Source organism: Pseudomonas sp. SWRI81 (assembly GCF_014268545.1).
In the GTDB taxonomy this organism is placed as follows: Bacteria; Pseudomonadota; Gammaproteobacteria; order Pseudomonadales; family Pseudomonadaceae; genus Aquipseudomonas; species Aquipseudomonas hamedanensis.
On sequence record NZ_JABWQS010000024.1, the window covers coordinates 45,873 to 69,241 of the forward strand.

The following is a 23,369-nucleotide window of genomic DNA, read 5'->3' on the forward strand; positions in this document are numbered from 1 at the left end:
CCGCTCAAAAACGGTCAGACAAGGAGTGAATGACACTTATGGACTTGCTGGCGCGGGGCACATGCGTGCCTGCCGTCACAGCAAGGGGCGCAATTGTAGAGAAGGGACTGCGGGGGCGCAAGGCAATTGGTGATTATTTGAACAACCACCGATCTTCCAGACACCGTGAACGAATGTGGGAGCGAGCCTGCTCGCGAATGCGGTCTGTCAGACAACAAATATATCGACTGACACCACCTCTTCGCGAGCAGGCTCGCTCCCACAGTTCTTGCGTGAAGCTTATTTCTTCGCGGCAGCCTTGGCCTTCGCGCCACGCTGGCGCTGGGCTTCGAACAGGCATACGCCGGTTGCGACCGAGACATTGAGGCTGCTGACGCTACCGGCCATCGGCAGGTTGACGAGGTAGTCGCAATGTTCGCGAGTCAGGCGCCGCATACCTTTGCCTTCAGCGCCCATGATCAGGATGGTCGGGCCGGTCAGGTCCTGGTCATAAATGCTGACTTCAGCTTCACCGGCCGTGCCCACTATCCACAGGCCACGTTGCTGGAGCTTTTCCAGGGTACGTGCCAGATTGGTCACCGCAACCAGCGGAATCACTTCCGCCGCGCCGCAGGCCACCTTACGAACCACCGGCGTCAAAGTGGCCGACTTGTCTTTCGGCACGATCACCGCCAGCGCGCCGGCCGCATCGGCCGAACGCAGGCAGGCACCGAGGTTGTGCGGATCGGTTACGCCATCAAGTACCAGCAACAGCGGCGCGCGCTCGGTGCGATCAAGCAGCTCGTCGAGCATCGCCTCGCCCCAGACCTGACTCGGGCTGACTTCCGCCACCACGCCCTGATGAACGCCTTCAACCCAGGCGTCCATTTCACGGCGTTCGGCCTGGCCGACCTGAACCCGGTTTTGGTTGGCCAGTTCCACCAGCGTCTGCACGCGCGGATCGTTGCGGCTTTCCGCCAGCCAGATCTGCTTGACGCGTTTAGGGTGGTGACGCAGCAACGCCTCTACCGCGTGAACGCCGTAGATTTTTTCCAACTGACTCATGACTTCGCCTTCGGCTTACGCGCCCCGCCACTTTTGGCTGGAGCAGAACCCGCTTTCGGCGGGCCTTTACGATGTTTGCTCGGTTTGGCTGGCTTGCCGCCGGTCGCCTCAGGCGCCGACCGCCCGGTCTTTCCCCCGGACGCCGCTTTACCACCGTTTTTCGCGTCGGCCAGCAAGGCCTTTTTCAATTCACGGCTTTTACGCAGTTCCGCGTTTTTCGCCACGGCATCGCTTGGGCGATAGGCTTCGGCAACCTTTTCCTTGGCCGGACGACGGCTGGCGGTTTTCGCTGGAGCCTTTTCCTCCGCAGACTTGGCAGCAGGCGCGGCGGTTTCGGCGCCACGTTTTTTGCGACCGATCGGCGCGCTGATGGTTTTTTCGGCCATCTCGAAGTCGATCTTGCGCTCGTCGAGGTCGACGCGCATGACGCGTACTTCAACGGTGTCGCCAAGACGGAAGCTGCGACCGGTGCGCTCGCCCGCCAGGCGGTGATGCACAGGATCGAAGTGGTAGTAATCGCCCGGCAGCGCGGTGACGTGCACCAGGCCTTCGACGTAGATATCGGTCAGTTCGACGAACAGACCAAAACCGGTCACGGCGGTGATCACACCCGGGAACGACTCGCCGACGCGATCCTTCATGAACTCGCACTTGAGCCAGTTCGTTACGTCACGGGTCGCTTCGTCGGCACGGCGCTCGCTCATCGAGCACTGCTCGCCGAGCTGCTCCAGCGCCGCTTCGTCGTACGGATAGATGCGTGCCTTCGGAATGGTCATCGCACCGGCACGGCGAACGTGCGGGGTGTCTTGTTTCGAATGGATCACGCTGCGGATCGCGCGGTGCGTGAGCAGATCCGGATAACGACGGATCGGCGAGGTGAAGTGGGTATAGGCTTCGTAATTCAGGCCAAAGTGACCATCGTTTTCAGCGCTGTACACCGCCTGACTCAACGAACGCAGCATAACCGTCTGGATCAGGTGAAAATCCGGACGATCCTTGATGCTCGCGAGCAGGGCTTGATAATCCTTCGGCGACGGACCGTCCTTGCCTTTGTGCAAAGACAGGCCGAGCTCACCGAGGAAGGCGCGCAGCTTTTCCAGACGCTCTGGCGGCGGACCGGCGTGAACGCGGTACAGTGCAGGAATCTCGTGTTTCTTGAGGAATTCGGCGGTGGCCACGTTGGCGGCCAGCATGCACTCCTCGATCAACTTGTGCGCATCGTTGCGGACGGTCGGACGGATTTCGGCAATCTTGCGCTCGGAACCGAAGATGATCCGGGTTTCCTGCGTCTCGAAATCGATCGCGCCACGTACGTGACGAGCGGCCAGCAGCACTTTGTACAGCGCGTAGAGCTGCTTGAGGTGCGGCACGACGTCGGTGTACTCGCCGCGCAATTTGCGCGCCTCGGTAGCCTTCGGCGTTTCCAGCATCGCACTGACCTTGTTGTAGGTCAGACGGGCGTGGGAATGGATCACCGCTTCGTAGAAGCAGTAGTCGGTCATTTCGCCAGACTTGGAGATGGTCATCTCACAAACCATGGCCAGACGATCGACCTGCGGGTTCAGCGAGCACAGGCCGTTGGACAACTGCTCGGGCAGCATCGGGATCACGCGCTCGGGGAAATACACCGAGTTGCCGCGCACCTGGGCTTCGTTGTCCAGCGCCGAGCCGATCTTCACGTAACTGGAAACGTCGGCAATCGCCACGTACAACTTCCAGCCGCCGGAGAACAGACGCAGCTTGCCCGGCTTGGCTTCGCAGTAAACCGCGTCGTCGAAATCGCGGGCATCTTCGCCGTCGATGGTGACGAACGGCAGATGGCGCAGGTCGATGCGCTTCTCTTTGTCTTTTTCTTCAACTTCAGGCTTGAGCTTCGCCGCTTCTTTCAGAACCGCTTCAGGCCAGACGTGCGGAATGTCGTAGGTACGCAGCGCGACATCGATTTCCATGCCCGGCGCCATGTAGTTGCCGACCACTTCGACCACATCGCCTTGCGGCTGAAAGCGCGGCGTCGGCCAGTGGGTGATTTTCACCTCGACGAACTGACCGATCTGCGCGTTGGCGTTACGGCCCGGGGTGACCAACACTTCCTGCTGGATCTTCGGATTATCCGCAACGACGAAGCCGATGCCGCCCTCTTCGAAGTAGCGACCCACGATGGTTTCGTGCGCGCGGGACACCACTTCGACGATCACGCCTTCGCGACGACCGCGACGGTCGAGACCGGAAACACGGGCCAGCGCACGGTCGCCGTCGAACACCAGACGCATTTGCGCCGGGCTCATGAACAGATCGTCGCTGCCATCGTCCGGCACCAGGAAGCCAAAGCCGTCACGGTGACCGCTGATGCGACCGAGGATCAGATCGAGCTTGTCTACCGGCGCGTAGGTGCCGCGTCGGGTATAGATGAGTTGCGCATCGCGCTCCATGGCGCGCAAACGGCGGCGCAGGGCTTCGATCTGGTCTTCTGTGGTCAGACCAAACTCTTCGACCAGTTGCTCGCGGGCAGCAGGCGAACCCCGATCGGCGAGGTGCGCCAGGATCAGTTCGCGGCTGGGAATAGGGTTTTCGTATTTTTCCGCTTCACGAGCGGCCTCGGGATCGAGGGACTGCCAATCGGCCATTAGAGAGTTTTCACCTTGTCTATATGCGGGTTAGTTTGGCATAGGCGCCGTGAAACGGGAAATTTCCGACTCTACAAGAGCCGTACAAGGCCCTGTATCGACGCTCTGATACCGATTTGAACGCCGCTGGTAAAAAAATTCAGTTTTTTCTGCGGCAGGGGTTTACAGTTAAAAAGCTGCTCCGTATAGTGCGCGCCATCGACGACGCACAAGCGCTTTCGATGATGCCCAGGTGGTGAAATTGGTAGACACGCCAGCTTCAGGTGCTGGTGACCTTACGGTCGTGGAAGTTCGAGTCTTCTCCTGGGCACCAATTTCGAGTTTGAGACTAGATCAGTTTCAAGACTCACACAAAACCCGCGAAAGCGGGTTTTTTGCATTTCAGGGAAAGGATTTGTTAAAACCGGTTTATTAAAATTAAATCAGGGGTTTACAGATCAAAAAGCGCTCCGTATAGTGCGCCACATCAACAGCGGCAACGCTTGCGATGAATGCCCAGATGGTGAAATTGGTAGACACGCCAGCTTCAGGTGCTGGTGACCTTACGGTCGTGGAAGTTCGAGTCTTCTTCTGGGCACCAATTCAAATTCAAGGTTCAGGCCTTGAATTTCACAGAAACCCGCGAAAGCGGGTTTTTGCGTTTCTGCCTTCCTGAAATTTCCAGATCACCTGTGGCGAGGGAGCTTGCTCCCGCCCGGCTGCGCAGCAGTCGCAAATCTGCACGCACCGTGCAACCAGACAAACACGAGCGCTGCTGCGTACCCCAGCGGGAGCAAGCTCCCTCGCCACAATGTTTTTCAGCCACCGTTGAATTCGTGCGACCGCTACAAGGCGCACTTGAGAAACAATATCGTTTATCATTGTTGCAAGTTTTTGCAATGCGACAGTGAGGAACCCTGCGAATGATGTTTCGAAATACCCTGCGCCGAGGCCTGACCTTCACCCTCCTCGGCCTGGCGCTCGCCACTCCCCTCACCCAGGCATCCGATGCGGTGTCCCTGACTCTTTACAACGGCCAGCACAAGGAAGTCGGCGACGCGATTGCCAAGGCGTTCGAAGCCAAGACCGGTATTCACGTCAACGTACGCAAAGGCAGCAGCAACCAGCTCGCCAGTCAGGTCATCGAAGAAGGCGACCGCTCGCCTGCCGACGTGATCTACACGGAAGAATCACCGCCCCTGAACAACCTGGGCGAACAAGGCCTGCTGGCCAAGACCGATGACGCGACACTGGCCGTTCTGCCAAAAGAGTACGTCGCCAGCAACGGCACCTGGATCGGGGTGACTGCGCGGGTGCGCGTGGTTGCCTTCAACCCGAAACTGATCGATGAAAAAGACCTGCCGAAATCAGTCATGGAGTTTTCCGATCCGAAATGGCAAGGCAAGGTCGGCTTCGTCCCGACCAGTGGCGCCTTCCAGGAGCAGGCCGTCGCGATCATCAAGCTGCACGGTCGCGACGCCGCCGAAGAATGGCTGACCGGTCTGCGCGCGTTCGGCAAGACCTACAGCAATAACATGGTCGCGCTCAAAGCCGTGGAAAACGGCGAAGTCGCCACGGTCCTGGTGAACAACTACTACTGGTTCGCCCTGCAGCGCGAAAAAGGCCAGCTCGACTCCAAACTGCATTATTTCACCGGTGGCGATGTCGGCGGCTTGATCACCGTGTCCAGCGCTGCGGTATTGAAGTCCAGCAAACATCCAAAAGAAGCCCAGCAATTTCTGGCCTACATGGCCAGCGAAGAAGGCCAGCGCGTGATCACCCAGACCACCGCCGAATATCCGCTGCACAAAGGCATGGAATCGGACCGCGGACTCAAGCCGTTCAGTGAACTGCAAGCGCCGAATGTCACCCCCGCCGATCTGGGCAATGCTGAAGAAGCGCTGGAGCTGGAACGTGAAGTTGGCTTGAACTGATGGCCGCATCGTTATCCGCCCCCGCCGCGCGCGGGGGTTATGTACCAAAACGCAAACGACCGTCGATCTGGCTGGTGCTGCCGGTCTTGCTGCTGGTGGTGCTGAGCCTGTTGCCGCTGGCGTATGTCGGGCTTAAAGCCTGGCAGGCCGGCTGGGCCGAAGCGCTGCATTTGTTATGGCGCCCGTACGTGTTCGGGCTACTGCGCAATACCCTCGCGTTGATGGTTGGGGTGACCATCACTTGTGCCATGGTCGGTTTGTCGCTGGCGTGGTTGCTGGAGCGCAGCAATCTGCCGGGGCGGCGCCTGTGGGGCGTGATTCTGTGCCTGCCGTTTGCCGTACCGGCGTTCGTCAGCAGTTTCACCTGGGTTTCTCTGAGCGCCCAATTCGAAGGCCTGGGCGGGGCAATCCTGGTGATGAGCCTGTCGAAGTATCCGCTGATCTTTTTGCCGGTGGCGGCGACCCTGCGCAATCTTGACCCCTCCCTTGAAGAATCGGCCCGCACCCTTGGGCAGAATCGCTGGGGCGTATTTTTTCGTGTCACCTTGCCGCTGCTGTGGCCATCGCTGCTGGCCGGCTCGCTGCTGATTGCCTTGCACATGCTGGTGGAGTTCGGCGCGCTGTCGATCATCGGCCTGCAAACCTTCACCACGGCGATCTACCAGCAATTCGAGCTGGAATTCAGCAACGCCAATGCAGCGATGCTGTCGGCCGTGTTGCTGGCGCTGTGTCTGCTGCTGTTATGGCTGGAGCTGCGGGTACGCGGCAAGGGCCGGCATGTGCGCACCGGGCAGGGCGCGGCGCGTCAGGCCGGACAGGTTCGTCTCGGCCCGTGGGCAGCGGTCGGTCAGCTGTATTGCCTTTCGCTGGCGATTGTCGGCAGCGGGATTCCGCTGGGGATGTTGGCGTACTGGTTGGCGGTCGGTTCATCTGCTGCCTTTCCGGCGGCGGCGATTGGCGAGGCGCTGTTGTCGTCGCTTGCATTGTCGTTGGGCGGCGCAGCGTTATGTCTGCTGCTGGCAGTGCCAATCGGGCTGTTGGTGGTGCGCCACAAAGGCCGACTCACGATCTGGGCCGAGCGCCTGCCGTATCTGCTGCATGCGCTGCCAGGCTTGGTGATTGCATTGACGCTGGTGTATTTCGCCCTGCACTACGTGCCAGTGCTGTACCAGACCTCGGGGTTGCTGCTGATCGCCTATGCGCTGCTGTTTTTGCCGCTGGCTCAGGCGCCGATTCGTACCGCCCTGAACAAGGCTGCGCCACAGTTGGAAGAGGCGGCGCGTACGCTGGGGGCTTCGTCGTTCACGGCTTTTTGTCGAGTGACGTTGCCGATTATCTTCCCGGCATTGGGCGCGGCGTTTGCACTGGTATTTCTTGATGCAATGAAGGAACTGACGGCGACGCTGCTGCTGAGCCCGACCGGGCTTAATACGCTGGCGACCGAAGTGTGGGCGCATACCGCGAATGTTGAGTTCGCAGCGGCGGCGCCCTATGCGGCGTTATTGATTGTGGTGTCGGGGTTGCCGGTTTATTTGCTGACGACGCGGATGTATCTGAGTCGCTGAAATAGCTATCGCGAGCAGGCTCACTCCTACAGGGGAACGCATTCCAAATGTGGGAGTGAGCCGGCTCGCGAAGAGGCCCGCGCGGTTAGCATCAAGCCCTGAACTGCCCCAGGCTCGCCTTCAACTGCGCCGCCAGGCCATCCAGCACTTTGCCACTGGCCGTGGTCTCCACCACCGCCTGCGCCGCTTTCTCGGCCTGCGCATGAATGGTCTCGACGCGCCCACGAACAGCCTGCGCCCCTTGCGCCTGATGCGCTGCCGCTTGCGTCGCCAGACCGATCGCCGCGTGCACTTGTTCCACCGAGGCCTGCACCGACTGTTGCAGCCGCGCGCTGTCTCGCAGCACCAGCAGGCCTTCGCTGGCCTGACGCCCGGCCTGACCGATTGCTTCGACCGCTTCACGTGCACCTTGCTGCAGCGCGACGATGTGCGCCTGAATATCGCCTGTGGAGCTTTGTGTCTTGCTCGCCAACGCACGCACCTCGTCGGCGACCACCGCGAAACCGCGACCGGTCTCACCCGCCCGCGCGGCCTCGATGGCCGCGTTCAAAGCCAGCAAGTTGGTCTGCTCAGCGATGCCGTGAATCACCGTCAGCACCACTTCGATCTGCTCGCTCTGCTGCGCCAGGCGTTCGATGACCTTCGCCCCGGTGTCGACCTGCCCGGCCAGCGCTTCAATCAGGCTACCGACCTTGGCCGAAGTCCGAGTGTTTTCATCGGTGGCCTGACGAATATCGACAACCTGCTTTAGCGCCGCCTGCATCGCCTGGCTTTCCGACTGCGCCTCGTCAGCCATTTGCGACAGCGCACGCAAGCTTTCCGCGACCTCGTCACGCTGCATCCCGGCAGCCGCATCGGCGCCAGCGTTGCGCAGGGTCATGGCGCCAATTTCCACGCCAGTGCGCTGAGCGACATCACCTGCCTCGCGCACGATCGGCTGCAACTTATCCACAAAGCGATTGACCGCCGACGCCATGTCGCCGATTTCATCCTTGCTGTTGATCTGCACGCGCTTGGTCAGATCGCCCTCGCCCGCTGCCAGATCATCCATCGCCGCGTTGAGCATCTTCAGGCGATTGACCACGCGATGACCAAGCACCACTGCCAGCAACAGCAGCACGCCGCAACCGACCAGCGCCAGCCCCATGCCTATTCGCCAGCGCAGGGTCGCAGCCGCTTCCTGGACAGTATTGGCCGTGTTGGTTTTCATCTCGGTCGCCGTGGCCTGCGCCGATTGCAGGCGCGCCTGCATGGCCTTGGCGCTGTCCGCCGCAGCCCCTTTGAGACTGTCGCCGACCAACTGATCGCTGCTGGCAATCAGCGCTAAGAAACGCGAGTCGAGTGCAGCCAGATCAGTTTCCACCGAGGCCGTGGACACGCCCATCAGCACCTTGCCGATTTCCACGCCATTAGGGTTGATCGAGGCTTCGAGGTAATACACCGATGGATCGTTCTTCGCTGCATCCAACACTTTATCCAGCGCGCGCTCGCCCTGGCCTTTTTCCAGCAAGGCCTTGTTGATCGGGTTTTCGCGATTGAGATAGCGCGTCAGGTGTTGACCAGTGGCATCGTCGTATACCACGAACAGCACGTTGGGATTGCGCTGGGCACGACGGGCGAACTCCGACAATGTCGGCACATCGCTGTCCCACATGGCGCGAGGCGCGACGGACGCCAGCAACTGCGCCATGTCATTGGCCGAATCCTTGAGATCCTTTTCCAGAGTTGCCCGCAGTTGCGCCTGCTCTTCCTTGAGGCGCGATGACAGGCCGGCGGTCAGCCGCTGACGCGTGCTGGCTGATAGCGCATCGAGGCTCGACGTCACTTCACGCCCCGCCTGCTCCAGCTCCCCGGAGAGTTTCTGGCTGTCGGCGCCAAGGCGCACAGCCAAATCAGCTTCGAGCGCCGTGACCGTGCTCCGCGTCAGGGCAACCGCCACCAACACCTGCACCAAAAGGGCGATACCCAAGGTAACGAACACCGGCCGCAACAAACGGCTTTGTAACAGTGAGAGAACGGCTGACACTTTAAATCCCTCTACTTCTGACGCCATTAATTTGATGGCACTCTTGTAGACAGATTCACAGCAAAGGTCATGCCGTCCAACAGGCATAAACGACAAAGGCCCCGATTAAGGGGCCTTTGTTTTTTACATCAACGACTTATCAAGCAAACGGATGACGCAGAACGATGGTTTCGTTGCGGTCCGGGCCCGTCGAAATAATGTCGATCGGCGCACCGATCAACTCTTCAACGCGTTTGATGTAGGCACGAGCGTTAGCCGGCAGCTCTTCCAGGGTCTTGGCACCCACGGTCGATTCGGTCCAGCCCGGCACTTCTTCGTACACAGGTTGCAGGCCTACATAGCTGTCAGCGTCGGTCGGAGCAACGGCATTACCCTGCGCATCTTTGTAGCCGATGCAGATGTTGATGGTTTCCAGACCGTCAAGTACGTCCAGCTTGGTCAGGCAGATGCCCGAGATGCTGTTCACATCGATAGCGCGACGCAGGATAACGGCGTCGAACCAGCCGCAACGACGAGCACGACCGGTGGTCGCGCCGAACTCGTGACCTTGCTTGGCCAGGTGCGCCCCCACGTCATCGAACAGCTCAGTCGGGAATGGACCCGAACCGACGCGAGTGGTGTAAGCCTTGGTGATGCCCAGAATGTAATCGAGGAACATCGGGCCAACGCCCGAACCGGTCGCCACGCCACCGGCGGTGGTGTTGGAGCTGGTCACGTACGGGTAGGTACCGTGGTCGATGTCGAGCAACGAACCCTGAGCACCTTCAAACATGATGTCTTTGCCGGCACGACGCAGGTCATGCAGCTCAGCGGTTACGTCGAGCATCAGCGGCTTGAGCAGCTCAGCGTATTCCTTGCACTCGGCCAGAGTCTTTTCGAACTCGATGGCCGGCTCCTTGTAGTAACCGACCAGCATGAAGTTGTGGTAATCCACCAGCTCACGCAGCTTGTCTTCGAAGCGCGGCATGTTGAGCAGATCGCCAACACGCAGGCCGCGTCGGGCCACCTTGTCTTCATAGGCTGGGCCGATGCCGCGACCGGTGGTGCCGATCTTCAGCTCGCCACGCGCCTTTTCACGGGCCTGGTCCAGCGCCACGTGGAAGGACAGGATCAGCGGGCAGGACGGGCTGATACGCAGGCGCTCGCGCACCGGTACGCCTTTCTCTTCCAGCTTGGTGATCTCGCGCAGCAGGGCGTCAGGTGCAACCACCACGCCGTTGCCGATCAGGCACTGCACGCCTTCGCGCAGCACGCCCGAGGGAATCAGGTGCAAGACGGTTTTTTCGCCGTCGATCACCAGGGTGTGACCAGCGTTGTGGCCACCTTGGTAGCGCACTACGGCGGCAGCATGTTCGGTCAGCAGATCAACGATCTTGCCTTTGCCCTCATCACCCCACTGGGTGCCCAGGACTACGACATTCTTACCCATAACACTTGTCCTCATTCGCGCAAACTTGGTGCCGGCGAAGGCCGGCAGGAAAACTCAAGAAGCCAGTGGCGATACTTGCCAAAGCCCGTTCTGCTGAATCAATTGCCGGTCGCAGTCCGCATCACGGGCGGCGGCCAAAGGTTGCCCAGGCAACGCCTGAACGACACGCTGACCCTCACTGCGCAACTGGCAAACCTGCTGCCAGAGTGCCGCATCCGTACTGTCAGGCATCCAGATACCGCCAGACGGTAACTCGATCTCAGCACGCCCCAGGGTCACCAGGGTTTTCAAATCGGTAGAGAAGCCGGTCGCCGGACGGGCCCGACCGAAGTCGGCACCGATGTCGTCATAACGACCGCCTTGCGCGATGGACTGACCAACGCCAGGCACAAACACCGCGAACACTACACCGGTGTGGTAGTGATAGCCGCGCAACTCGCCCAGGTCGAAATACAGCGGCAACTGCGGGAAGCGCACCGAGAGACGCTCGGCGATGGCCAGCAAGTCTTCCAGCGCCGCCAATACTGGCGCCGGCGCATTCGCCAGTCGCTCGCGAGCAGCGGCCAATACTTCACGGCCGCCGCACAGATCGACCAGCGCGCGCAGCATGCCGGAAAGATCGGCCGGCAGGCCTTCGGTCAGAATGATGACTTCGTCGATGGCCTTGCGCTGCAGGGCATCGAACAACTGCTGCTCGACCTCACCGGACAAACCGGCGGCGCGCGCCAGACCACGATAAATGCCGACATGGCCGAGGTCCATGTGCACGTCCGGCACGTCGGCCAGTTGCAGCATGGCCAGCATCAGGCTGATCACTTCAACGTCACTGCTCGGGCTGGCGTCGCCGTACAGCTCGGCACCCAGCTGGATCGGGCTGCGCGAGGACGACAGCGCACGCGGCTGGGCATGCAGCACGCTGCCCGCGTAGCACAGACGGCTCGGGCCTTCGCGACGCAGAGTGTGCGCATCGATGCGCGCCACTTGCGGCGTAATGTCGGCACGGAAACCCATCTGCCGGCCCGATTGCGGGTCGATGACCTTGAAGGTACGCAGATCCAGGTCCTGGCCCGCGCCGGTCAGCAGGGATTCCAGGTACTCGATATGGGGAGTCACGACAAATTCGTAACCCCAGCTCTGGAACAGATCCAACACCTGGCGACGCGCCACTTCGATGCGCGCCGCTTCTGGTGGCAGTACTTCTTCGATGCCATCTGGCAGCAGCCAGCGGTCTACCGTTGCCATTACGCCATTCCCCTTTGATCCGGGCGGCCAGCCCGAGGGCTGAGCCTTGATTGAAGCAGAAAACGATTGTTCCGCGCATGAACAACGCAGCGAAAAGCCTGTTACCGGCTTCGCCAATCACTTCCCTCGAAAAACGCTCGAGCCTTTCAACCCGATGCTCTGCAGCAAAAACAGCAATCAAACGTGCAGACGCAAAAAAGCCGGGAATTTCCCGGCTGCCGCATCATACACACGTTTTCCCAAAGGATCACCCCGCCCGAGGTTTTAGCCGCCGGGCGGAGTGATTCAGGTCAACGTCGTATCAAGGCTTGGCCTTTTCCAGGTAATGGAAAAAGTCGCTGCTTGGGTCGAGGACCAGTACGTCGGATTTGTTCGCGAAGCTTTCACGGTAGGCACGCAGGCTACGGTAGAACGCGTAGAACTCCTGATCCTGACCGTAGGCCTTGGAGTAGATCGCAGCGGCCTGGGCATCACCATCACCGCGAACCTCTTCGGATTCACGATAGGCTTCCGCCAGCAGCACGCGGCGTTGGCGGTCGGCGTCGGCACGGATGCCTTCGGCCAGCTCGTTACCCTTGGCGCGGTGCTCGCGAGCTTCACGCTCACGCTCGGTGCTCATACGCTCGAACACGCTGCGGTTCACTTCCTTCGGCAGATCGATGGTCTTGACCCGGACATCGACCACTTCGATACCCAGCTCTTTTTCCGCCATCTTGTTCAGCGACGCAGTGATGTCAGCCATCAATGCATCACGCTCACCCGACACGACTTCGTGCAGGGTGCGCTTGCCGAACTGGTCACGCAGACCGGATTCCAGACGACGGGACAAACGCTCGTCGGCGATCTGCTTGAGGCCGGAGGTCGCGGTGTAGAAGCGCTCGGCATCTTTCACGCGCCACTTGGCGTAGGCGTCGACCATCACCGCTTTCTTTTCCAGGGTCAGGAAGCGCTGCGTCGGTGCGTCCAGCGTCATCAGGCGTGCGTCGAACTTACGCACCTGATTGACGTAAGGCACTTTCACATGCAGGCCCGGCTGAACATCAGCCTGAACCACACGACCGAATTGCAGCAGCACCGCACGCTCGGTCTGAGCGACGATGTAGAAGCAGTTCCAGCCCACCAGTACCACGACGACGCCAACAATAAGGGCGATCAGCGATTTATTGCTCATCAGCGGGTCTCCCTTGTGCGCGTCTGCGGCAGGTCAGTGACATGCGGCACGGTTTCCGTGTTGTTGCTGGCGGCGGCCGAACCGGTGACCGGTGCGCTGCCCGAACTGTTCTGGATCATTTTGTCCAACGGCAGATAAAGCAGGTTGCTCTGGCCGTTCTTGTTGCCGGTCACGAGTACCTTGCTGGTGTTGCTGAAGACTTCCTGCATGGTGTCCAGGTAAAGACGCTGGCGGGTTACTTCAGGAGCCTTGCGATACTCGGCGACCAGTTTGGTGAAGCGATCGGCCTCACCCTTGGCGCGCGAGACGGTTTCGTCACGGTAGCCGTTGGCATCTTCGATGATGCGCTGGGCCTGACCACGGGCTTCAGGCACGACGCCGTTGGCGTAGGTTTCAGCCTGGTTGCGCGAACGCTGCTCGTCTTCACGGGCGCGGATCACGTCATCGAAGGCTTCCTGAACTTCACGCGGTGCCGCTGCGCTCTGTACGTTGACCTGGGTGACCGTGATACCGGTGCGATAGGTATCGAGGAAGCGTTGCAGACGCTCCTTGATTTCGCTGGCCATCAACTCACGACCTTCGGTCAGCACCTGGTCCATGGCGGTGGAACCCACCACGTGGCGCAAGGCGCTGTCAGTCGCGTGCTGCAGGCTGATTTCCGGCTGATCGACGTTCAGCACGAAGTCCTGCAGGTTGCTGATCTTGTACTGCACGGTCAGCGGCACTTCGACGATGTTCTCGTCCTCGGTGAGCATCTGGCCCTGCTTGGTATACGCACGTTCACGCGTGACGTTTTCCATGTACTTCTTGTCGATCGGCGGGAAGTAGATGTTCAGGCCCGGGCCGACGGTCTCGTAGTACTTGCCGAAGCGAAGCACTACGGCCTGCTCCTGCTCGTCCACCACGTACACTGCGCTGTACAGCCAGACAGCCGCCAGCACGACCAGACCGATGCCGAGCAGGCCGCCGAAGCCGCCACTGCGTTTGCCCGAACCACCGCCGTCATCACCACGTTTCTTGCCACCACCGAACAACCCGTTCAGGCTTTCCTGCAGCTTTCGGAAGGCCTCGTCGAGATCCGGTGGCCCCTTGCGGTCGCCGTTATTGCGGCGCTTGCCACCCCAGGGATCCTGATTGTTCGAGTTGCCACCCGGCTCATTCCAAGCCATAGCGCTCTCCATCTGATAAAGCAAAGACGCACCCACGGCGCGCCGACCAATGCTACAGAATGCCTGCCGTTGCGGCACAACCGCTTTGTCAGGCTTTTATTGCAAAGTGTGTTGCTCGATGAATTCCATCGGCTGCAATCCTTCGTGGCTTACCAGTCGATTCAACTCGACCCGGGGCAAACGAACGGTCAGCAGGCTGACGCCTTCTTCATCGTGTTCTTCTTTTTGCACCGCACCGAGTTCGAAGAACTGCGCACGCAGTCGAGCGAATCGTTGCGGCAAACGCAATGTGCCGACAAACAAATCACTGCCCAGCAACTCGGCAATGGCTTGCTCAAGCAATTCCAGACCACTGCCTTCACGCGCCGAGAGCCAGACCCGTTGCGGCTTGCCATCGGCATCGCGCTGGATCTGTGGCTCCACGCCTTCAAGCAAATCGAGTTTGTTATAGACCTCGAGGATCGGCAAGTCCTGGGCGCCAATCTCGCCCAGCACCACCATCACCTGCTCGATCTGCAACATGCGATCCGGTTCGGCCGCATCGATCACGTGCAGAAGCAGGTCGGAGTTGCTCGACTCTTCGAGCGTAGACCGAAATGCTTCGACCAGCTTGTGCGGCAGGTGACGAATGAAGCCCACCGTGTCGGCGAGGACAATCGGACCGAGGTCGTCAAGGTCCAGGCGGCGCAGCGTCGGGTCCAGCGTGGCGAACAACTGGTCAGCCGCGTACACGTCGGACTTCGTCACGTTGTTGAAGAGTGTGGATTTGCCGGCGTTGGTATAGCCCACCAGAGACACGGTAGGAATATCCGCGCGTGATCGACCGCGACGCGACTGCTCGCGCTGGCTGCGCACTTTTTCCAGCCGGCCCTTGATCTGGCGCAGGCGCACCCGCAGCAGACGGCGGTCGGTTTCCAGCTGGGTTTCACCCGGGCCGCGCATGCCGATACCGCCACCCTGACGTTCAAGGTGAGTCCAGCCGCGAACCAGCCGGGTACTCATGTGATCAAGCTGGGCCAGTTCGACCTGGAGCTTGCCTTCATGGGTACGGGCGCGCTGGGCGAAAATATCGAGAATCAGACCCGTGCGGTCGATCACGCGACACTCGAAAACCCGTTCGAGGTTACGTTCCTGACTGGGCGTGAGGATGTGATTGAAAATCACCAGATCGGCTTCTTCAGCCTTGACCAGGTCGCGCAACTCTTCGACCTTGCCGCTGCCGATCAGGTATTTGGCGGTTGGCCGATGACGCGGCACGTTAAAAAACGCAACGGTCTCGGCGCCAGCCGAATTAGCCAACTCCTGAAACTCCTGCGGATCTTCGCGCGCCTCAGGGTCCTGTCCATCCAAGTGAACGAGGATGACTCGTTCACCACCACCGTGGCGCTCAAAGAACAAAGGAGACTCCTATCAGGCGTTACCCGGCGCTGGGTCTGCATCACCCTGTTCGCTTTCGGTTGCACTAGGCAGACGAATCGGACGCACCGGCACTACTGTCGAGATAGCGTGTTTGTAAACCATCTGGCTGACGGTGTTTTTCAGCAGGATGACGAACTGGTCGAACGACTCGATCGTGCCTTGCAGTTTGATACCGTTGACCAGGTAGATGGAAACCCCAACTTTCTCTTTACGTAAAGTATTCAGGTAAGGGTCTTGTAGCGAATGCCCTTTTGACATGTGCCGCACTCCTTTAAGGATTCAATAATAAAAAATAGGTAATTCAGATGGCTTTGGCCGTCACACCCCCAAGGATAGACGGCAATTGCAAGGACTCAGCTCAATATGGAGATGGTCCCAAGGTATTTCAAGGCGCGTGGCAGATTGTCGCAATCAAGACTGTCCAGCCAGTGTATATCTTCCCAGCTGCGCAGCCAGGTGAACTGGCGTTTGGCCAATTGCCGCGTGGCAATGATGCCGCGCTCCTGCATTTCAGCCAACGTCAGCTTGCCATCCAGGTAATCCCAGACTTGGCGGTAGCCTACCGCACGTATAGACGGCAACCCCGAATGCAGGTCACTTCTTTTACGCAGGGCTACGACCTCATCGATAAACCCCTGTTCCAACATATTTGTGAATCTTTGTTCAATGCGCTCATGCAGTACCTGGCGATTTGCCGGAGCAATGGCCAGGTTCGCGACAGTATAGGGCAATTGTTGCAGTCCCGAAGCGGCTGCTTCAGTACTTTGCGCAGATTGTTGCTCGCGCAGGGCGGTCATGCTCTGGCCACTGACCCGGTAAACTTCCAGGGCGCGACTCAAGCGCTGCGGATCGTTCGGGTGAATCCGCGCCGCCGATACCGGATCGATGACCGCCAACTGATCGTGCAGGGCTTGCCAGCCAAGGCGCGCGGCCTCTTCTTCAATCTGCGCACGGACCTCGGGATCGGCTGCCGGCATGTCTGCCAGACCTTCGACCAAAGCCTTGTAATAAAGCATCGTGCCGCCCACCAGCAGCGGAATTTTTCCGCGCGCGGTGATATCAGCCATAGCCAGCAGCGCATCGCGGCGAAAATCGGCAGCCGAATAAGTCTCGGCCGGATCGAGTATATCTATCAAACGATGCGGGTATTCGCCCAGTAACGCCTTCGACGGCTTGGCCGTGCCGATGTCCATGTCGCGATAGACCAGCGCCGAATCGACGCTGATCAACTCGCAGGGCAGCACCTTGGTCAACTCGATGGCCAGATCGGTCTTGCCCGCAGCAGTCGGGCCCATCAGGAAAATCGCTGGAGGAAGCTGGCTCATCAACGACCGCGCAGGAACAGTTTGTCCAGATCGTCCAGGCCCAGTTGGGTCCAGGTCGGTCGGCCATGGTTGCATTGACCGCTGCGCTCGGTGTTTTCCATGTCGCGCAGCAGGCCGTTCATTTCCGCCAGGGCCAGGCGCCGGTTGGCGCGGATCGCGCCGTGGCAGGCCATGGTGCCGAGCAGTTCGTTCAGATGCGCCTGGATCCGGTCGCTGGTGCCGTACTCCATCAGGTCCGACAGCACGTCGCCGACCAGCCGGTTGGCTTCGGCCTGCTTGAGCAACGCCGGAATCTGCCGGATCGCCAGGGTTTCCGGGCCAAGGCGTTGCAATTCAAAGCCCAGACGCTGAAACCACGCCGCATGTTCTTCAGCGCAATCAGCTTCGCGCTGACTGACCGCCAATGACTCTGGGACAAGCAGCGGCTGACCACTGAGGCCTTCGCTGGCCATGGCGATTTTCAGGCGCTCGTACATGATTCGCTCGTGAGCGGCGTGCATGTCCACCAGCACCAGCCCATGAGCGTTTTCGGAAAGAATGTAGATGCCCTTGAGCTGCGCCAGTGCGTAACCGAGCGGCGGGATGTCTTCCTGACCGGTGGGCAATGCGTCGGCGTTGGCTTGCGGCAACGGTGCGAAAAACTCTTTGTAAGCGGCCTGAGCCTCGGCCGCGGGCACGGCCGATTGCGGACGCGGCGTGTATTGATACTGATAAGCGCCGCCAGCGCTGGCGCCGGAGGACGTGTTGAACGCCGGTTGCGCCTGCGGTTGTTCAAGCAACGCATTCGCGGCCAGACGCATCTCGCCCTGTGGGCCGAATTCGCCCGCCTCGATTCCGCTCGGTCGAACGATCGCCGTGGTGACGGAGCCGGCCAGTTGATCTTCCGGGCGCACATCGCCCAACGCGCGGTGCAGTGTGCCGTAGAGGAAATCATGGACCATGCGCCCGTCACGGAAGCGCACTTCGTGCTTGGTTGGGTGCACGTTGACGTCGACCGCTGCCGGATCGACCTCGAAAAACAGCGCAAACGTCGGATGCCGGCCATTGAACAGCACGTCGCGATACGCCTGGCGCACGGCATGGGCCACTAGCTTGTCGCGCACCGCCCGGCCATTCACGAAGAAATACTGCAAGTCCGCCTGGCTACGGTTGAACGTCGGCAAGCCCACCCAGCCCCAGAGGTGCAGGCCATTGCGCTCGATCTCGATCGGCAACGCCTGCTCAAGAAAGCCCGAGCCGCAGATTGCCGCGACACGTCGGGCGCGGGCCGCGTCGTCATGGGCCTCATGGAGGCTGAGGATGGTCTTGCCGTTGTGGCGCAGATGGAAAGCCACATCGAAGCGCGCCAGCGCCAGGCGTTTGATCACTTCTTGCAGGTGATCGAATTCGGTTTTTTCGGTCTTGAGGAATTTGCGCCGCGCCGGGGTGTTGAAGAACAGGTCACGCACTTCCACCGAAGTACCGACCGGATGTGCCGCCGGTTGCACACGGGGCGCCATGTCGCGACCTTCGGTTTCCACTTGCCAGGCCTGATCGGCATCGCGGGTGCGTGAGGTCAGAGTCAAACGCGCCACCGAGCTGATCGACGCCAGTGCTTCGCCGCGGAAGCCCAGGCTCATCACCTGCTCCAGGTCTTCGAGATTGCGGATTTTGCTGGTGGCGTGACGGGCCAGGGCCAGTGGCAGGTCATCGGCAGAAATACCACTGCCGTCGTCGCGCACGCGCAGCAGCTTGACGCCACCCTGCTCGACGTCGACATCTATACGTTTGGCGCCGGAGTCGAGGCTGTTTTCCAGCAATTCCTTGATCACCGAGGCTGGACGCTCGACCACCTCACCGGCGGCGATCTGGTTCGCCAGCCGTGGGCTGAGCAGCTCGATGCGCGCAGTATTCAGGACCTGGTTCATTCTTTGGATGCCAGTTCGGTGCCGGGAATGGTCAAGTGCTGACCGACTTTCAGCTCGTCGCTTTTGAGATTATTGGCGGCGCGCAAAGTGGCTGGCGAGACTTGATAGCGCACGCCGATCATCGCCAGGGTTTCACCCGGACCGACGCGGTGGTCGCGCGGGCCCTGGGCGATCTTGCCGGAGTCACGCAGCCAGGCGATGTAAGTGCCCGGTGGCGGATTCTGCTGGAAGAACTGGCGCACGCCGCTGCTGATCGAACGTGCCAGCGCCTGCTGGTGGCTCGCCGCCGAAAGTTTGTTCGCTTCGTTGGCATTGGAGATGAAGCCGGTTTCGACCAGGATCGACGGAATATCCGGAGACTTCAGCACCATGAATCCGGCCTGTTCCACCCGCTGTTTGTGCAGCGGCGTGACCCGGCCGATGTTGGTCAGGACTTTCTGGCCGACATTGAGACTGGAGGTCAGCGATGCGGTCATCGACAGGTCGAGCAGCACGCCGGCGAGCATGCGGTCCTTATCGTCGAGGCTGACGTTACCGGCACCACCGATCAGGTCGGAGCGGTTTTCGCTGTCGGCCAGCCAGCGGGCGGTCTCGGAGGTAGCGCCACGATCGGACAGAGCGAACACCGAAGCACCAAAGGCTGCCGCGGACGGTGCCGCATCGGCGTGAATCGAGACGAACAGGTCGGCGCCCTTCTTGCGGGCAATTTCGGTACGCCCGCGCAACGGAATGAAGTAATCACCGGTACGGGTCAGTTCGGCGCGGAAGCCTTTCATGCCGTTGACCTGACGCTGAAGCTCGCGGGCGATCTGCAGCACCACGTCCTTCTCACGCTGGCCGCGCGACCCGGACGCGCCCGGGTCTTCGCCACCGTGGCCGGCATCGATCACCACAATAATGTCACGCTTGCCGGCCGGGGCGGGCGGCAACTTGATTGCCGGTTCGGTCGGGGTTACCGGCACTGCCGGCACAGTCGCTACCGATGGCGTCGGGGCCGGCGGCGGTGCGGCGTCGGCCGGGTTGTCGAACAGATCGACCACCAGCCGGTTGCCGTACTGCGCGTTCGGCGCCAGCGAGAAGCTTTTCGGCGTGACAGCTTTTTTCAGGTCGATAACCACACGCAGGTCAGTCGGCGTGCGCTGGGCCGAGCGCATCGCAGTGATCGGCGTGTTCGCCGTCTGTACATTCAACGGCGCGCCGAGGGTGGCGCCGTTGATGTCGATCACCAGTCGATCCGGTGCGGTGAGGGTGAAAACGCTGTGTTGCACCGGGCCGCTCAGATCAAACACCAGTCGCGTGTTGTCCGGCGCCCGCCACAGGCGCACGCTGTTGACCTTTGAATCGGCCACAGCGTTGACGGTTACTGCCATCAATATCAGTCCAGCGGCAGCCACCAACGCGCGAAAGCGCATACCAAACCCCATCATTTAATTGGATTCCAATGCCAAATCGGCACACCAGGCCTCGCCACGCGAGCCCTGGGCTAAAATTTTCAGCGAACGCCCGCTGTCTTGCGGGCTAATGGTAATGGTCAGGTCAGGCTTTGGCAAAAAGCCTGCACCTTTATCGGGCCACTCGATCAGGCACAGGGCATCGTCTTCGAAGTAGTCGCGGATGCCGAGAAACTCCAGCTCTTCCGGATCGACCAGGCGATACAGGTCGAAGTGAAAGGCGCGAATGTTGCCAATCTCGTAGGGTTCGACCAACGTGAAGGTCGGGCTCTTGACTGCCCCGACATGCCCCAGCCCTCGGATGATGCCCCGCGACAGCGTGGTTTTGCCCATGCCCAGGTTGCCCTCGAGAAAAATCAGGCCATGGCCCTGGGTCACGCGGGCGATCCGTGCGCCAAAGTCGCTCATGGCCTGTTCATCGGCCAGGTACAGGGTTACTTCAGACACGGTGCTTGCTCCTCCAACAACTGACGAATGGCTGGAATCAGATCACTGGCCGCCAGCCCACGGCCGAATTTCCCTTGCTGCAGACCGGCATTGGCGTGCAGCCAAACCGCGAGACATGCAGCATCGAATGCGTCCATGCCTTGCGCCAGCAACGCGCCGATCAGACCGGCCAGCACATCACCGAGCCCGGCCGTGGCCATGGCCGGATGCCCTTGATGACACAGTGCCAGACGGCCGTCCGGGTGAGCAATCAGACTGCCGGAGCCTTTGAGCACGACAACCGCCGAATATTGTTTGCTCAAGGCCAGCGCCGCCGCCGGGCGATCAGCCTGGACCTCGGCGGTACCGATTTGCAGCAGACGCGCCGCCTCGCCCGGATGCGGAGTAATCACGCATTCCTTGGGCAGCTGGACAAACCCCCTGGCCAGCAGGTTCAGCGCATCGGCATCCCACACCTGCGGCAACGCGGCGTTGGCGGCTGCCGATAACAAGGCGCGGGCCCAACTCGCCTGACCAAGGCCCGGCCCGACGACCAGCACCGAGACCTTTTCCAACAGGCCCATCAGTTGATTGGCTGACGAGGCGCCAAGCGCCATGGCTTCAGGTACACGGGTCAGCGCTGCCGGCACGTGCTCGGGACGAGTCGCCAGCGACACCATGCCCGCGCCGCTGCGCAAGGCCATTTGCGTACTCAGCAGAATCGCCCCGCCAAAACCGTGATCGCCGCCAATCAGCAGCACATGGCCGAAACGCCCCTTGTGTGAAGTCGGCGCGCGCGCGGCAAGTATTGGAAGGTTAGCGGCGTTCAGCCGTCGCGCGCTGACGGGAATGTCACGGAAGGTTTCGGCAGTGGCATGCAAGTCATTAAATACCAACTCGCCGACGTGATCCGCTGCGTCGCCGGTCAACAGCCCGATCTTCAGGCCAATGAACGTCACCGTAAGCTCGGCGCGCACGGCAACGCCCAGCTCCCGACCGGTGTCGGCACACAGTCCCGAAGGGATATCGACGGCCGCCACCGGCAAACCGCTGGCGTTGATCGCAGCAATGGCAGCGGCATAGGGTTCACGCACCTCGCCACTCAACCCGGTGCCAAGCAACGCATCGAGGACGACGCCGCGCAATTGGCTTTGCGCCTGCCAGCGTTGCACCGCAACACCTTCGGCCAGCGCCTCGGCATGGGCCGAGGCCGCGTCGCCCTGCAAACGCTGCGGATCGCCAACCGCCAACACCTGCACCGACCACCCGGCACGTTGCGCGAGCAGGGCCACCAGATAACCGTCGCCGGCATTGTTGCCGTGACCGGCCAGTACCGTCAGCGCGTTCGCTGTCGGCCACTGGCGCACCAGCGCGCGCCACGTTGCCCGGGCGGCACGCTGCATCAGTTCGAAGCCCGGCGTGCCGGCGGCAATCAGCCGTGCGTCGAGTTCGCGCACCTGTGCGGCGCGGTACAGCGCGTCGGGTAATTCATCTTTCGTCTGCGGCATGCGTCTTCGGGCTCCGATGTCTGGCAGAATTATACGCACCTCAGCTCCGGTTTCTCTCGCCTCATGTCCGCCATCACCACAGACCTGCCCGCCCTCGCCCAATCGATCAAGGACTGGGGCCGTGAGCTGGGCTTCCAGCAAGTCGGCATCAGTGGCCTGGACCTGGCCGAGCATGAGCAGCATCTGCAACGGTGGCTCGAGGCCGGTTATCACGGCGAGATGGATTACATGGGCGCCCATGGCAGCAAACGCTCGCACCCCGAGGAACTGGTGCCGGGCACTTTGCGCGTGATCTCGCTGCGCATGGACTACCTTCCCGGCGATACGCAAATGGCGCAAATGCTGGCGCAACCGGAAAAAGCCTACGTGTCGCGTTATGCCTTGGGCCGCGATTACCACAAATTGATCCGTAAACGCGTTCAACAACTGGCCGACAGGATTCAGGCGCAGATCGGCCCCTTCGGTTTTCGTGCCTTTGTCGACAGCGCGCCGGTGCTGGAAAAAGCCATCGCCGAGCAGGCCGGGCTGGGTTGGATCGGCAAAAACACCCTGGTGCTCAACCGCAAGGCCGGCAGTTATTTCTTCCTCAGCGAACTGTTTGTTGATTTGCCGCTGCCGGTGGATGAACCGCACAGCACTGAGCATTGCGGGCGCTGCACGGCGTGCCTCGACATCTGCCCGACCAATGCCTTCGTCGGCCCCTATGTGCTGGACGCCCGGCGTTGCATTTCCTATCTGACCATCGAGCTGAAAACTGCCATTCCCGAAGAGCTGCGCCCGTTGATCGGCAATCGGGTGTTTGGCTGTGACGACTGCCAGATAGTCTGCCCTTGGAACCGTTTCGCCAAGCCGTCCGGGGAAGGCGATTTTCAGCCACGGCACAACCTCGACAATGCCGAACTTGCCGAACTGTTCATGTGGGACGAAGAGAAGTTCTTGAGCAGCACCGAAGGTTCGCCGTTGCGGCGGGCGGGCTATGAGCGCTGGTTACGCAATCTGGCGGTGGGGCTAGGCAATGCGCCTTCAACGATTCCGGTGCTGGAAGCGTTGAAGGCGCGACGTGATTATCCGTCAGAGTTGGTTAAAGAACATGTGGAGTGGGCACTTGAACAGCATTCCAGACCTTAATCCCCCTAAAAGGGCAAGCACA

17 protein-coding genes and 2 tRNA genes are annotated in these 23,369 nt (G+C 60.7%); 5 read left to right on the top strand and 14 right to left on the bottom strand.

Features of this window, described 5'->3' with window-relative positions:
- Positions 1-279 precede the first annotated feature (279 nt).
- A complete protein-coding gene (gene rlmB / locus HU765_RS16225) occupies positions 280-1,044 on the bottom strand; it encodes a 23S rRNA (guanosine(2251)-2'-O)-methyltransferase RlmB (protein WP_186621686.1) in 765 nt (254 codons plus the stop codon).
- Complete coding sequence (rnr, locus tag HU765_RS16230) at positions 1,041-3,668, bottom strand: ribonuclease R (protein ID WP_186621688.1); 2,628 nt, start codon at positions 3,666-3,668, stop codon at positions 1,041-1,043. Before rnr ends, rlmB begins: the two co-directional genes overlap by 4 nt.
- A 226-nt stretch (positions 3,669-3,894) precedes the next feature.
- Here rnr and HU765_RS16235 point away from each other — a divergent pair.
- The 4 genes from HU765_RS16235 to HU765_RS16250 all read left to right on the top strand — a co-directional run bounded on the left by HU765_RS16235 (position 3,895) and on the right by HU765_RS16250 (position 7,146).
- Positions 3,895-3,981 (top strand) — tRNA-Leu (locus HU765_RS16235).
- 180 nt (positions 3,982-4,161) lie between these two features.
- Positions 4,162-4,248: transfer RNA gene (locus HU765_RS16240), tRNA-Leu, on the top strand.
- A 322-nt stretch (positions 4,249-4,570) separates the two neighbouring features.
- Positions 4,571-5,581: an extracellular solute-binding protein gene (locus HU765_RS16245; RefSeq protein WP_186621690.1), complete on the top strand. Its 1,011-nt coding sequence runs from the start codon at positions 4,571-4,573 to the stop codon at positions 5,579-5,581.
- Positions 5,581-7,146: an iron ABC transporter permease gene (locus HU765_RS16250; protein ID WP_186621692.1), complete on the top strand. Its 1,566-nt coding sequence runs from the start codon at positions 5,581-5,583 to the stop codon at positions 7,144-7,146. The genes HU765_RS16245 and HU765_RS16250 overlap by 1 nt, the downstream gene beginning before the upstream one ends.
- Positions 7,147-7,237: 91 nt before the next feature.
- On the opposite strand, the gene HU765_RS16255 is transcribed toward HU765_RS16250, so the two are convergent.
- The 12 genes from HU765_RS16255 to HU765_RS16310 all read right to left on the bottom strand — a co-directional run bounded on the left by HU765_RS16255 (position 7,238) and on the right by HU765_RS16310 (position 22,219).
- Positions 7,238-9,172, bottom strand: a complete 1,935-nt coding sequence (locus HU765_RS16255; protein WP_186547647.1) for a methyl-accepting chemotaxis protein — start codon at positions 9,170-9,172, stop codon at positions 7,238-7,240.
- Positions 9,173-9,311: 139 nt separating this feature from the next.
- The gene (locus HU765_RS16260) at positions 9,312-10,601 is read right to left on the bottom strand and encodes an adenylosuccinate synthase (protein ID WP_186621694.1); all 1,290 of its coding nucleotides are present in this window, start codon (positions 10,599-10,601) and stop codon (positions 9,312-9,314) included.
- Positions 10,602-10,655: 54 nt separating this feature from the next.
- Positions 10,656-11,843 (bottom strand): ATP phosphoribosyltransferase regulatory subunit, encoded by a 1,188-nt coding sequence (locus HU765_RS16265; RefSeq protein WP_186547651.1) that lies wholly within the window; start codon positions 11,841-11,843, stop codon positions 10,656-10,658.
- A gap of 301 nt (positions 11,844-12,144) precedes the next feature.
- Positions 12,145-13,014 carry a protease modulator HflC gene (gene hflC / locus HU765_RS16270; protein ID WP_186547653.1) on the bottom strand — a complete coding sequence of 290 codons (870 nt, stop codon included), beginning with the start codon at positions 13,012-13,014 and terminating at the stop codon, positions 12,145-12,147.
- Positions 13,014-14,183 (bottom strand): FtsH protease activity modulator HflK, encoded by a 1,170-nt coding sequence (gene hflK / locus HU765_RS16275; RefSeq protein ID WP_186621696.1) that lies wholly within the window; start codon positions 14,181-14,183, stop codon positions 13,014-13,016. The genes hflC and hflK overlap by 1 nt, the downstream gene beginning before the upstream one ends.
- Before the next feature lie 96 nt (positions 14,184-14,279).
- Positions 14,280-15,581 (bottom strand): ribosome rescue GTPase HflX, encoded by a 1,302-nt coding sequence (gene hflX / locus HU765_RS16280; protein WP_186621698.1) that lies wholly within the window; start codon positions 15,579-15,581, stop codon positions 14,280-14,282.
- 12 nt (positions 15,582-15,593) lie between these two features.
- On the bottom strand, positions 15,594-15,860 hold the full coding sequence (gene hfq / locus HU765_RS16285) for an RNA chaperone Hfq (RefSeq protein WP_108592145.1): 267 nt from the start codon (positions 15,858-15,860) through the stop codon (positions 15,594-15,596).
- A 95-nt stretch (positions 15,861-15,955) separates the two neighbouring features.
- A complete protein-coding gene (gene miaA, locus HU765_RS16290; RefSeq protein WP_186621700.1) occupies positions 15,956-16,927 on the bottom strand; it encodes a tRNA (adenosine(37)-N6)-dimethylallyltransferase MiaA in 972 nt (323 codons plus the stop codon).
- Positions 16,927-18,834 (bottom strand): DNA mismatch repair endonuclease MutL, encoded by a 1,908-nt coding sequence (gene mutL / locus HU765_RS16295; RefSeq protein ID WP_186621701.1) that lies wholly within the window; start codon positions 18,832-18,834, stop codon positions 16,927-16,929. The genes miaA and mutL overlap by 1 nt, the downstream gene beginning before the upstream one ends.
- Positions 18,831-20,258: an N-acetylmuramoyl-L-alanine amidase gene (locus HU765_RS16300; protein ID WP_202883674.1), complete on the bottom strand. Its 1,428-nt coding sequence runs from the start codon at positions 20,256-20,258 to the stop codon at positions 18,831-18,833. Before HU765_RS16300 ends, mutL begins: the two co-directional genes overlap by 4 nt.
- Positions 20,259-20,261: 3 nt before the next feature.
- Positions 20,262-20,732, bottom strand: coding sequence for a tRNA (adenosine(37)-N6)-threonylcarbamoyltransferase complex ATPase subunit type 1 TsaE (tsaE, locus tag HU765_RS16305; RefSeq protein WP_186621703.1), 471 nt, complete (start codon positions 20,730-20,732; stop codon positions 20,262-20,264).
- Positions 20,720-22,219, bottom strand: a complete 1,500-nt coding sequence (locus HU765_RS16310) for an NAD(P)H-hydrate dehydratase (RefSeq protein ID WP_186621705.1) — start codon at positions 22,217-22,219, stop codon at positions 20,720-20,722. The genes tsaE and HU765_RS16310 overlap by 13 nt, the downstream gene beginning before the upstream one ends.
- A 63-nt stretch (positions 22,220-22,282) precedes the next feature.
- Here HU765_RS16310 and queG point away from each other — a divergent pair, with 63 nt between their 5' ends.
- Complete coding sequence (queG, locus tag HU765_RS16315; RefSeq protein ID WP_186621707.1) at positions 22,283-23,347, top strand: tRNA epoxyqueuosine(34) reductase QueG; 1,065 nt, start codon at positions 22,283-22,285, stop codon at positions 23,345-23,347.
- Positions 23,348-23,369: the final 22 nt, after the last annotated feature.

What these genes read in the sequence shown, in the direction of transcription:
- queG (WP_186621707.1), top strand. Translation starts at nt 22,283, where the DNA reads ATGTCCGCCATCACCACAGACCTGCCCGCCCTCGCCCAATCGATCAAG.
- hflK (WP_186621696.1), bottom strand. Translation starts at nt 14,183, where the DNA reads ATGGCTTGGAATGAGCCGGGTGGCAACTCGAACAATCAGGATCCCTGG.
- hfq (WP_108592145.1), bottom strand. Translation starts at nt 15,860, where the DNA reads ATGTCAAAAGGGCATTCGCTACAAGACCCTTACCTGAATACTTTACGT.
- HU765_RS16260 (WP_186621694.1), bottom strand. Translation starts at nt 10,601, where the DNA reads ATGGGTAAGAATGTCGTAGTCCTGGGCACCCAGTGGGGTGATGAGGGC.
- rnr (WP_186621688.1), bottom strand. Translation starts at nt 3,668, where the DNA reads ATGGCCGATTGGCAGTCCCTCGATCCCGAGGCCGCTCGTGAAGCGGAA.
- miaA (WP_186621700.1), bottom strand. Translation starts at nt 16,927, where the DNA reads ATGAGCCAGCTTCCTCCAGCGATTTTCCTGATGGGCCCGACTGCTGCG.
- HU765_RS16310 (WP_186621705.1), bottom strand. Translation starts at nt 22,219, where the DNA reads ATGCCGCAGACGAAAGATGAATTACCCGACGCGCTGTACCGCGCCGCA.
- mutL (WP_186621701.1), bottom strand. Translation starts at nt 18,834, where the DNA reads ATGAACCAGGTCCTGAATACTGCGCGCATCGAGCTGCTCAGCCCACGG.
- HU765_RS16265 (WP_186547651.1), bottom strand. Translation starts at nt 11,843, where the DNA reads ATGGCAACGGTAGACCGCTGGCTGCTGCCAGATGGCATCGAAGAAGTA.
- hflC (WP_186547653.1), bottom strand. Translation starts at nt 13,014, where the DNA reads ATGAGCAATAAATCGCTGATCGCCCTTATTGTTGGCGTCGTCGTGGTA.
- HU765_RS16250 (WP_186621692.1), top strand. Translation starts at nt 5,581, where the DNA reads ATGGCCGCATCGTTATCCGCCCCCGCCGCGCGCGGGGGTTATGTACCA.
- HU765_RS16300 (WP_202883674.1), bottom strand. Translation starts at nt 20,258, where the DNA reads ATGGGGTTTGGTATGCGCTTTCGCGCGTTGGTGGCTGCCGCTGGACTG.
- rlmB (WP_186621686.1), bottom strand. Translation starts at nt 1,044, where the DNA reads ATGAGTCAGTTGGAAAAAATCTACGGCGTTCACGCGGTAGAGGCGTTG.
- HU765_RS16245 (WP_186621690.1), top strand. Translation starts at nt 4,571, where the DNA reads ATGATGTTTCGAAATACCCTGCGCCGAGGCCTGACCTTCACCCTCCTC.